This window comes from Calyptranema fuscum S582, assembly GCF_055793305.1.
Window position 1 is genome coordinate 24156 of record NZ_JBSLYH010000063.1, and the last position, 11621, is coordinate 35776.

Sequence of the window (11621 nt, forward strand, 5' to 3'; positions counted from 1 at the left end):
TAGGACTGCCCTTACGTTGTTGCCATTGGGAATACTTGAAGAAGAGTGGGAAAGGGCAATGAAGGTTTTACTGGGATGGGAGTTAGGGGCGGGCCAAGGGCATATCCAGCGTTTAGCAGCCTTAGCAGAGCGGCTAGAAAAACAAGGATGTGAGCCTGTTTTTGCCCTCAAGACTTATACCCTGAAGGGAACCGACTTTCCCTGGCAACGGGTGAATGCTCCCCGATTACCTTTTTCGGGTCGAGAAAACTCGTACACGTTTGCAGATATCCTGGCAACCTTTGGATTTGCTCAAGCCGATCTTTTGCGTCAGCATCTTAAAAACTGGCAAGACATTCTCAAAACGGTTAATCCTGACCTGGTTATTACCGATCATGCTCCTGGCTTAGTATTGGCAGCTCAGGGGCTGGTGCCTACGGTTGTGACAGGGAGCCATTTTGCCGTTCCACCCCCGGTAGAAATTTTTCCTGCGTTCAGGTCTATGGCTCCGCCAGAATCGAAACAACAGCAGGAACAGGTGAGCGAAACCATTCGACACGTCGTCAATTTGCAGACGTCAGTCGGACAGGCGTTAAACGGCGATCGCAGCTTTATCTTTAGCCTACCGGAACTCGATTTTTATCGCGATTGGCGGCAGCAATCCCAGACCACACAATCCCAAACCGCACAATCCCAGATCACAGAATACGTCAGTGCGCCGATCGCCCCCCTACCCCTGGCTACGCGATCGCCTTCTAAGCAGCCCTGGACTTACCTTTCTAAAGACTATCCTGCCTATCAATCCGTTCTCAACATCGTTCAAACAGACTCCCCATTTCAACCGTTACAAGAAGCCTTAGTCAATAAATCGATTGCCATTCACCATGGCGGCTTAACCACAACGATTGCCTGCTTGCTGGCAGGCATTCCCCAACTGATCTTGCCGCGTTATATTGAACAACAGCTGAATGGCAATGCACTCTTACGCTTCAATGTTGCCCAGGTCTTGATCAACCCCACAGAAGAAAATTTATTGGCAGCGCAAGCGCACGTTTTATCTCTGGCAGACAATGCCCGACACGTCGCGGCGCAATTCTCTGACTGGAATCAAAATTTTCTCGATTATGTGGCTGAAAGTTGCCTGCAACTCTGTGTTTAGTCGGGCTGCTGACGGAGAGTTGCCAGGGTGTAATCGATCCAGACATGATTAAAAATCAGTTGATAGATGCGGTTGTGAACCTTCAGCGTCTCCTGGAGCTTAATGACTAAGCCCGAGAGCAACAACTCTACCTGGTCGGGGCTATCAAGCACCAATACAGTTTCATCCTGCCAAACTTTCCGATAGAGAGTGAGGAGATGGATAGCCTGGGTCGGGTTTTGGAGAATGCGATCGCGAATGGTTCTTAAATGTTCGGGTTCGTCGTTAAATTCCCAATTTTCGATAATGTGCGATCGCACCAGGGTTTCAACCCAGACAGATTCTTGATCGATCGAAATTTCAGACGGTAGATTACGAATCAGCTTACAAATTTTTTGCGTCAAAAACGGTTGTCCGTTCGTCCAGGCCAACACCTCTTTGAGAACCGCTTGAGGATTTTTGACCTGATCTGCCAGACCTTGCAGCAACGGTTGGGCTTCATGCAGTTGAAAGTCTTTGAGTTGAATGGCTTGACCAATATTAAACGGGGTGCGGGTTTTGTCGCGAATCAATTGGGACGGCGTTGCGACACCAAATAAGGCAAACGTGAGCCGTTGATAGTCCGCATGATCGGCGCGTTTGTTGTAGAAAGCCCGCAGCAACACAAAGAAATCATCGATTTCAAAATCCAGGTTAATGACACTGTCAATTTCGTCAATGAAAATGACTATTTTTTCGGAGATATGGGTGAGCACGACCTCTTGAATAAACTCGCCCAGGCGCTGCACCGGAGACAACAATTCGCGATCGCGCCACCAGCTACGAATATCCACCCGGTCTAACAAATTGAAGTTATTTGCCAGGGTATACAAAAATCCGGCATACCATTGCTCAGGTGCCAGCCGACGATTGCCAATTTCTGAAATATCGACCGCAACACAGGCAAATCCTTCGGCTTGCAACCGTCGCATAATTTGCACCCGTAAGCTTGATTTTCCCATCTGCCGCGAGTTGAAAATATAGCAAAATTCACCCCGTTTCAACCCGGCATAGAGATAGCGATCGGCTTGCCGAACAACATATGTGGGCGCATCCAGCGGCAAACTACCCCCCACTTGATAATCAAAGGTTGCAGCTGCTTCTTCGGTGCGCAGCAAAGCATTTTCAATCATCAATTCTGCTTGCGTCGCCTTGAGAATTTGCAATGTTTCAGAGAGTTCTTGGGTTCGTTCGCGCACCCGTTCTTCTAAAATTTCCTTCTGCCGTTTTTGATCGGTGATGTCTTCAATAATGCCTTCGTAATACAGTAAGTACCCATCTTCATCGCGCACCGCCCGAGTATTCTCTTCCACCCAAATGATGCTGCCATCTTTGCGGTAACTCTGATACACCAGGTTTTTTACTTCTCCAGTTGATTCCATGCGGCGCTTAAATTCGTATCGCCCTGCCGGATCTACATAAATCTGACGTTCAATATCTGTAACGTCAAGCATCATTTCTTCTGGTGACGGATACCCGTAAATGCGCGCCATAGCCGGGTTGATGCGAATAAATACACCATTGGGCGTTGATTGAAAGATCCCTTCTAACGCATTTTCAAAAATACCTCGATAGTTTTCTTCGGCAATCCGCAATGCGGCTTCTGCCCGTTTCTGTTCGGTAATGTTGCGAATAATCATCAGCACTTCATCTCGATCAGTCACAACCATTCGAACTTCTTCGTGCTGCACATGACCATCAATGGTCAATTGCTGTTCATACACCTGCATGGTGCCCGTTTGCAAGGTGCGTTGAATGTATTGCATCCGCCGCTGTGCCTCAATCGGAGGCAATGAATCATAGACACTGCTGCCTTCCCAAAAATCATCGCCATCATAAAGGGTGACGCGATTTCTGCCCTGAATATCGCGATAGGTTCCATCTCGCCGCACTCGAATTAACAGGTCAGGCATGGCAGCAATCAACGCTCGATTGTTGGTTTCGCTTTGTCGCAGGGCAGCTTCTGCTTGCTTGCGCTGTGTCATATCTCGCACCATGACCAACACTTCTGTATCGCTCAGAGGCATCAATCGGGCTTCTTCATAATGCACCTGTCCATCAATTTCAATCTCATATTCATAGACTTGCAGTTCTCCTGTTGCCAATGCCTGACGCACATAGTGCATCCGCATTTCAGCCTGTGCAAAGGGCGTCAAATCGTAAATATTGACCCCGACATAGAACTGATCTTCGTTGATCATTTTCGTGGCGCGACCAGGGTTAAAGCCCTGGCACGTCCCATCGCTACGAATCCACATCATTAAATCAGGAATCGCGCTAATGATTGCCTGGTTGGTGATTTCAGCCTGACGTAAGGCGGCCTGTGTTTGTCGTTGCTCGGTGATGTCAATCCCAACAATGACAACTGCTGCCCCCTGTTGATATTTCTGAGCCGCCAGGAGATAGTAACGGGGGCGATCGCTGAGCTGAATCAGGATTTCTCGTGCCGCAGACTCTTGGGAACTCTGCAAAAAATCTTCGACAAATGCCACATAGTCCGGGCTATTACCCTCTGTGCCCACGGCTCTCCCTATAATGTCTTCGGCATCGAGCTGCAAACGTTCAGCCAGATAGGAATTAATCCCCACATAGGTGCCATTGGCTGAGATCCAGGAGACGGGACCTGGTACGGCATTGAGAACGGCTTCGAGTTGTTCGTTAGCGCGGGCAAGATCATCTTTCGTCGTTTGCAAATCGGTATTGCGGGTTTCGAGCGCAACAAAAGATTCTCGTAATTGGCTTGCCATTTGATTAAACGACTGAGCCAGCTCGCCGACTTCATCGGTGCGACGCAGATTGACCGGATTGTGCCATTGCCCCTGTGCAATATTTTTGGCAGCGGCGTTGAGGTTAGAAATTGGTCGGGTGATCCAACGGGCTGTCAGCATTCCGACAAACAGGGCAATGCCCAACGACAACAGGGAAAGCGCAAGGGTCAGCTGTGTATTTGCCTGGATGCGCCCCATAAAGTCGGCTTCGGGCACCACCACCACAATTAACCAATCAATGCCACGACCGTCATGAAACGGCAAAATTTGCACGAGTTGTCGCTGTCCATTGAGGGTGAAGTCTAGCTGTTTAGCTTGCTCCAGGTCGTCCAAGCGATATTGATGTTGTAAATATCTGGCAGTGCCTCGAATTAATGGATCGGTACTATTAATTGCCATGCGATATTGGATGTCGCTACCCTGACCTTCCACCAATATTTCCTGGGTTGAGGTAGCCACTAATGCACCCGAATGCTCCATGATGAAGGTTTCTCCTGACTTTCCCACGTTGAGCGATCGCAGAAATGCACTCATTTCGGCAGGAAGAATGAAGTCAGTCGCACAAACGCCAATGAGTCTTTGACCAGAGCGATCGTATACGGGCGTACTGGCCGTGATTGTAGGCAGTTGCGTGTCAAAGTCTAAATAAATTTCGCTCCAGGTCGCTCGTCCGTGTTGTTTGGCAGCGTTGTACCAGGGACGAATTCGGGCATCGTATTTTTGTTTGCCTACCTGTTGCACATCGAGGCGATCGCCCCTATGACTTAAATCATAGTAATGTCCAAGAAATCCCGTGCTCTGGTTATACATCACCAGTTGTAAGGTGCGGCTATCTTCACTGCGACCCACACCCAACAACGACCCATCCGTTTCGCTGCCGCAATAAATCAAATTAGTATTGGAGTAAATTCGGGCTTGCTCCCAGAGTTGGCTAAACCCGGTCGCTTGCTCGATGTTGATATCTCCGTTTAAAAATGCCGTGGCATTGATGCGGTTAATCGAATAAGGGATATTGACATAGGTTTGTAGTTGTTGCTCAATGCGTGCTGTAATTTCGCGACGCAGTTGAGACGACAGGTCTTGCACCGTCGCTTGCCCATTGCGATAAGACAGGTAACCGACCAAACCCACCGCTCCAGCCAGTTGGAGCACAAAGGGAATGATCAGGATCGATCGGAGTGAGGTTCGGCGTAACCAATTGGGAAGTAAAGCGTTGACCGGGGTACGACGCATCTTCACACTGAGGGGCTCTCCTTTAGGCGATCGCGAAAATATTCAGCATACAAGACACAACTGGGAGTCGCCTGATTTCCTCGGAGATTCACCAATCCCAGGCTTTGCAACTTCAACGCTTGCACCAGATCTAACACCACAGGCGATGACTGCGCCACAACTTTAGCAAACGCAATGGATAACTCCGGATATTGTTGCAAGTTCCACAGTTGCCGCTGCAAGTGATCGCTGTAAATGCCCGTCGGCACCGAGGTGGGCTGCATAATCTGATCTAACGTGACATCCTGATGCCAGATCGAATAAAACGCCAGCTGGATTAGATAAGGATGCCCACCCACTAACACCAGCAATTGTTCCAGTTGGTCGGTTGAACACTCTAACCCATAGCGTTGGGCTAGATCATGGACTTGTGTGGTTGTAAAAGCCGTTAATTCAATCGGCAACCCCACATTAAACGGGGATTTGTTGACATTGAGCGGAATGTAAACCTCAGTAGAGTGTGCCACCACCAACCGCAGTTGCTTCCAGATATCTCGATTTTTGGCTTCCTCATGCCAGGCTCGCAATAACCCAAAAAATTCATCGGCTAAATCAGGATACTGAAACAGGCGATCGACATCATCTAATGCCAAAACCAACGGTTGCCCGATTTTGGGCAGCAGATATTGTTCAAAATAAATCTTGCAGCTAATCTTGCTGCCAAATAGATCATCCCAATAGTCCAGGATGCGGTTGGGCAACTGCACCCCCAGCCCAACGTTGGCACAAAACCACTGGAGAAACAGATCTAGGTTATCGAAGATCGCCTTATCAGCCAGCTGAAAGCTTAATGACACCGTCTGGCACGATTGCTGCGCCGATCGCAAAATGCGCGCCATTAATGAGGTTTTTCCCATTCGCCGGGACGCTTTAATGCGGACTAAACCGCCAGGGTGCAAAACCGTCTTGGCACAATCTGTTTCTATGCTGGGGCGCTCAACATAAAATGCCGACTCCAACGGCACCTGCCCCCCTGGCAAATCAGGTTCTAACTCTAATTCTTCAGACTCCGAACTCTCGCTCTCATCTAACGGTGGCTCAGGATAGGAGTAATCTTTTGACTCTAGCGTCAGACGAAACGCACGATAGCAGGCCTTTAGCGTTTGTTTATCGACCCCAGATTCACAGGCAAAGATTTTCATTAACGTATCGACTGCCAAACCTGTGCGCTCGCTCAGAGATTCGAGGGTGTAGCGATGCCCCGCATTCTCGGCAAATTCTGCATCTGATTTAGCATGTTGCAGCTTTTCAAATCCTTGTGGCGTTAGGATTACCCCTCGTCTCCGGCGGCGTTTGGGTGGATTCGGTGGGTTCATCAATCTGCCTGCTCCAATTGAATATCCTTGACTAACGCGACTCGTGTTATAGACACTAGCAAGATCTTACTGCTGTCGATCGCACCCAACCACCGAAGTTTAGCTGGTGGCAGTCCGCTCTATTCGAGGCAAATTGTGGGCGATTTCCAAAGATAAGTAGCGGTTTCCGAAGATAAGCAGCTCAGGGTCTGCGCTTGATTTAGCAACAATCTGGGCGATCGCCTTCTATAGCTTGAGGTTGAGCAATGCGTTGCCAAAATACGCTTAAGTTCTGGGTTAAGACCCTAAACCTCGGTGGATTAGTCGGGCTAAACCGTAGACACTGACCTTAGTCGAGACATCAAGGACGTTAAGCCAAAGCCCCCTCTTTCCTAACCAAGAAGCGAACTCAGTTGATCTTTTTTGTAAGTGTGATGCACTTACAAAAAAGATCAACTTAATCGTATCTACGCCATTCACTCAACAATGCATCTATCGAATCTCATGATGTTGGGTTGTGCGAGCAAAGCCTGCACAACCCAACATCATGAAAGATGGTATGACTGATGGGCAGAACGCCGCACTGACGCCAACGCTCATCGATGAATTCAGCAGTGCCCACTTTCGCTATACCGATCTCCCCGAAGAGGCAATATGAGCCATCGTGTGTTCTATAGTGCATTGTCGGAAATTCAAATTCAACGGAGCGTTCAGGTTGCGCAACAAGGTCTGTTAGCCAGACGCACCTTTGAGTTATCCAGATTTACCTACTATCTGAGAGTGTGCTGTTTTGTGATGCAAAAGGTTGAGTGGGTCAGCTGCGATATCAATCATGATGCCAACTCGACCATGAGCTATCTAGATCTGATCGCGGCATTGACGGCTCACCATCGCACCTGGTGGCAATACTGTTATGTGAATGAGGCAGGGTTTCTTCAGTCTGATGATCCGGTGTTATCTCAACTGTTAAGCCCAATTGAAGAGTTTTATAACGCGGTGCGATCGGCGATCGCCACTTCATCCTATCGCTCAGACACCGCACCCCAGCCCCGATCCATCGAGCTATCTGTTTAATCTCAGGCAGTCCTAAAAAAGCATGATGTTCTGTGGTATGGGCGACGCCCGTGCCACAGAACATCATGCCGTGAACCCTGCTTTAGAATCCATGCCCCAGCCATTGGCACCCCTAATTTAAGGAATCGGTATAGCCTCGCCTAAGTTCTGGCTTAACAGCCTAAACATAGGTGGTTTAACAGCGCTGTAACCGGCACACTAACCTTATTCGCAAACTTCAGAAACGCCCAAGCAGCAGCAACTTTTCTCTACGCCCCCACCCACCTTACGGAGAAGAATCATGCAACTTTCCTATCGCGGTATTTCCTACGAATCTCAAACCTCCTCCGTTGAAGCGGTTGAAACGCAGCAAACCGGGTTATTTTTGGGTCAATCTTTTAGACTCAAACATGTCATGGTTGCGCCCCGATCCATCGGTACCAATCATCTGAAATATCGTGGCGTTCACTACACCCAAGCCTGAAATCGCATTCAACAACCTGTGCCCATGAGATAGAACCGCTGAGCGGTTCTATCTCATTTCTGGCGTTGCTAAATTCTGTCTGAATTTAGCACCATCTATCTCGTAAGCCCCCTATCGAGTCAGAGTGATGAAACTTTCTTCCCTTTTAAAATCTCTAAAATTAACGTCATTTGAAGATTCTCCTCCCCAAGACCGCACCTACCAAAGAGAATCTCTCCATTTGGATATGCCCCTTAGAACTGACCCTTGCCGTGCGTCACATCCACGCGGCAAATCTCACTCTTAACTGCGATCTCAAGCAACTTCTTTAGCTCAGTCGGATGAGTCAGAAACCAGGGTCAGATCTCATTAGTGTGGAAAATCCAGTTATGTATCCTAAGTATCAACCTTTTCATATCAACAGTTTGTCGAGCGCACTGGTTCAACACCGCTTATACATTGCCCAACAAAAACTGTTAAAACCTCGTATTCCCATGCCGTCTAAGTTCAAATACTATCTCAGGGTCTGCTGTGCGGTGATGCAGAAAGTGGAGTGGGCAGGCTGGTCACTGCCATCGACGGCAGAAAAGTCAAAACTCAGCTATGGCGAGCTGATGGCAGCATTAACAGAGCGCAACCCTGAGTGGTGGCAAACCTGTTATGTAGACACAACGGGGTTACTCCAGTCCGAGGATCCGGCAATTCGTCAGCTCTTAGAACCCATTGCCGAGTTGTATTATCGGGGGCAACTGGCGATCGCCCCGCACCCGTCAAAACCCCAGCAGCGACGGAGCAAATTGCCTACTCGGTTGGCTGTTTAACGCCATTCAGGCGATCGCCATTCCTGGATCGTACTGATTTTGGGCATAAATATGACCCTGAAACCTTGGGTTTCAGGGTCATATTTATCTCGCGCGATCGCTATGTCTCCCTGACAATGCCTTAGTAAACAACTAGTAAACAGTAAACAGCCCAGAAATCTACCTATTTTCAGCTCAAACGCTTATACAGCAATAGTTTTAGCCAGTAAACAAATTACCCGACCCCCTACTACTATCTCAATGGATTGGGATAGCAATAGGGGGTCGGCTGTTTAATACACTCCCCGATTTTGAGTCTGAGCGCTGTGCGCTCAGACTCAAAATGAAGATAAATCACACCAATTTCATCCGCAAAAAAGCCTTTTTGTCAATCCTTATTTTTCCAGAAATCATTAAATTTTATGAATTATTTTTTTTTGAAGGTATGCCCGACCCCCTACTACTATTTCCCGAACCCCTACTACTATTTCCCGACCCCCCACTACTAAAAATTCTTAACAATTGCTGAAACCATTGAAAAACAAGGATTCTTATTTTTAACAAAAATTTAAGTAAACAAACTCTGTTTACTAACGTGTTTAATTTTCCTTGCCCGACCCCCTACTACTATCAGGATCAAGAATCCCTACAACCAAGACAGCGCAATGATTTGAGTGAGTAAACAACCACCCCTTTTTAGCCCGGTTGAGGCAGTTAGTAAACAGCTCAAGGGCTGTTTACTCGATGGTGTACAATTCCGCGAAATCATTTGTGCGACAAAGTTTAATGTTCGTTACATTTCCTCCAGACAATTCAACCCCTCCCCCGGTCCCTCACCCGCAAACGGGGACCCCTCCCTCTTGCCAATTCGTGACGGAAGGGGATAGCGAATTTCTCATGCTCTTTCCTCACCGTTTTGATTTCATTTTTGCCCCACACCCCGAGCCAGGGCGATCGCCCGATTGGCAAACCGAACGGCGTTATCCGTTATCCGATCGGGTTTTGATGCAGGGGTCTAGTTTATTTGGCGTCCGCTTTGGTAGCCGCACCTACTATTGCTTGATAGATATCGACATCACCAGCCCTTACCATCCCAACAACGATCCCTGGGCGATCGCTCGGATACAAGCGGCACTGGAGCCATTGGGATTAGTCGCCTATGTGGCTTGTACATCCAGCGATAGTCAGGGATTGCATTTATACTTTCCGTTTGACGTGGCTCAAAGTTCCTGGGAACTCGCTACCGCAGTGGCAACCCTGCTGGAAAATGCCGGGTTTACGCTAAAACCAGGGCTACTGGAAGTGTTTCCCAACCCCAAACCCTATCAGGTGAGCGGACAGCGCACCTTGTTTCATGCCCACCGGCTACCGCTTCAAATGGGGTCTTATCTACTCAACTCAAACTTGCAGCCGATTTACAGTACACAGCAGTTATTCGTGAGCCATTGGCGGTTTGCCCAGCAACGCAATGCGATGAGCACGAGTTGCCTCAAACAGGTGATCAAACAAGCCAAGCGCAAGTATTATCGAATTTCGGGCAAAGCCGATAAGTTTATCAATGATTTGAATGCAGAGATCGAATTGGGCTGGACAGGTGCCGGTCAAACCAATCGACTTTTAGGACGAATCACCCTGAGAGAATACATTTTTCGCCACTTTCTCTCGGGGGGAGATCCTTTAGAAGGGCAAGCATTGGTGAATGCGGTCGTTGAGATTGCCCGTTCGCTTCCCGGATATGAGCACTGGTGCAACCATCGCCATGAAATCGTCCGTCGGAGCGAAGAATGGGCACGATGCATTGAAAACAGCCACTACTTTCATTACGGCAGCCCTCGAGGCAAATTCAAAGCCAAAACCAAGATAGCTGACACGGCAGAAGACGCGATCGCAAAAGAACGGCTTACCAGCTTGCCAACATGGAACCAACAACAAGCGGAAACTGCACGCGAAAAAATTAAAACAGCGATCGCCCATTTATTAGAAACCAACACCCTACCCGCCGCAACCACAGCACGTTTCCGCGCACTCACTCGCCTCGGCATTGGCGGCAGCACCCTCTATAACCACCGCGATCTCTGGCATCCCAAACACCTGTGGAATACCCCCCCGCACCCCCCCACCTCATGTGCATCTAACTCGTTAGATTGTGCTGAAGGCACATCTAACGAGCAAAATGCTGCAAGCTTATTCCTAGAGCCAGGTCGTAATCTCAATCCCAGCAATGATTCCAGCGATTTGGGTAGCCCTGAACCCTCCGATTCAGGTCGTAATTTTTTGGCGATCGCCGTTGAACCTGAAGCCGAAGATCCCGTTTTAGACACGGCTTCAGACTCCGTCCCTGATACAGAGACTTGTCCACCCCTCCCTTCACCATCAGGGGTTCAGTACGTCCAGCAGGTGGTATCAAATCTCACAAGGCATCTAAAAGGCGCTCAAACCGTCGATCGCCCCTCCCTGGCATTACCATCGGATGAGCGCGATCAACGCTATCAGACTGCCCAAATCGCCCAGATGAAGAAGTTTTTAGCATCAGGGGATGCCATCTTGATAGCAGAAGCCCAAGCCTGGTGTAACGCCAACCCTCACCTCCGGCTTGAGGATCTCTAACCATCGGGAATTGACGAATGCTATAGCGATTGAAGGGTTAATTAAAACGGGGTGCAGGGGTGAAACCCCTGTCCGGGGGCACAGCCCCCGCGCCCCCGTCCTAACCAGCCCTGCGGCGGCTATATTTCGCACTCTTGGGCGTTGCTAATTTAAGCAATAAACTTTGGTGCGAGTGCCGCGCTCTGCGCGGCACTCGCACCAAAGTTC

General features: G+C 48.9%; 7 protein-coding genes. 5 read left to right on the forward strand and 2 right to left on the reverse strand.

Features of this window, described 5'->3' with window-relative positions:
* Positions 1–58: 58 nt before the first annotated feature.
* Complete coding sequence (locus ACR6Z4_RS28325; protein ID WP_479720700.1) at positions 59–1138, forward strand: glycosyltransferase; 1080 nt, start codon at positions 59–61, stop codon at positions 1136–1138.
* On the opposite strand, the gene ACR6Z4_RS28330 is transcribed toward ACR6Z4_RS28325, so the two are convergent.
* A complete protein-coding gene (locus ACR6Z4_RS28330; protein ID WP_479720707.1) occupies positions 1135–5157 on the reverse strand; it encodes an AAA-like domain-containing protein in 4023 nt (1340 codons plus the stop codon). The two genes, ACR6Z4_RS28325 and ACR6Z4_RS28330, sit on opposite strands and share 4 nt — an antisense overlap.
* A 2-nt stretch (positions 5158–5159) precedes the next feature.
* The gene (locus ACR6Z4_RS28335) at positions 5160–6512 is read right to left on the reverse strand and encodes an AAA-like domain-containing protein (RefSeq protein WP_479720701.1); all 1353 of its coding nucleotides are present in this window, start codon (positions 6510–6512) and stop codon (positions 5160–5162) included.
* A gap of 633 nt (positions 6513–7145) precedes the next feature.
* Between ACR6Z4_RS28335 and ACR6Z4_RS28340 the strand changes: the two genes are divergently transcribed.
* The 4 genes from ACR6Z4_RS28340 to ACR6Z4_RS28355 all read left to right on the forward strand — a co-directional run bounded on the left by ACR6Z4_RS28340 (position 7146) and on the right by ACR6Z4_RS28355 (position 11414).
* Positions 7146–7565 (forward strand): hypothetical protein, encoded by a 420-nt coding sequence (locus ACR6Z4_RS28340; RefSeq protein WP_479720702.1) that lies wholly within the window; start codon positions 7146–7148, stop codon positions 7563–7565.
* A gap of 280 nt (positions 7566–7845) precedes the next feature.
* The gene (locus ACR6Z4_RS28345; RefSeq protein ID WP_479720703.1) at positions 7846–8028 is read left to right on the forward strand and encodes a DUF4278 domain-containing protein; all 183 of its coding nucleotides are present in this window, start codon (positions 7846–7848) and stop codon (positions 8026–8028) included.
* A gap of 320 nt (positions 8029–8348) precedes the next feature.
* The gene (locus ACR6Z4_RS28350; protein ID WP_479720704.1) at positions 8349–8828 is read left to right on the forward strand and encodes an SH3 domain-containing protein; all 480 of its coding nucleotides are present in this window, start codon (positions 8349–8351) and stop codon (positions 8826–8828) included.
* 876 nt (positions 8829–9704) lie between these two features.
* The gene (locus ACR6Z4_RS28355; protein WP_479720705.1) at positions 9705–11414 is read left to right on the forward strand and encodes a hypothetical protein; all 1710 of its coding nucleotides are present in this window, start codon (positions 9705–9707) and stop codon (positions 11412–11414) included.
* The last annotated feature ends 207 nt before the right edge of the window (positions 11415–11621 follow it).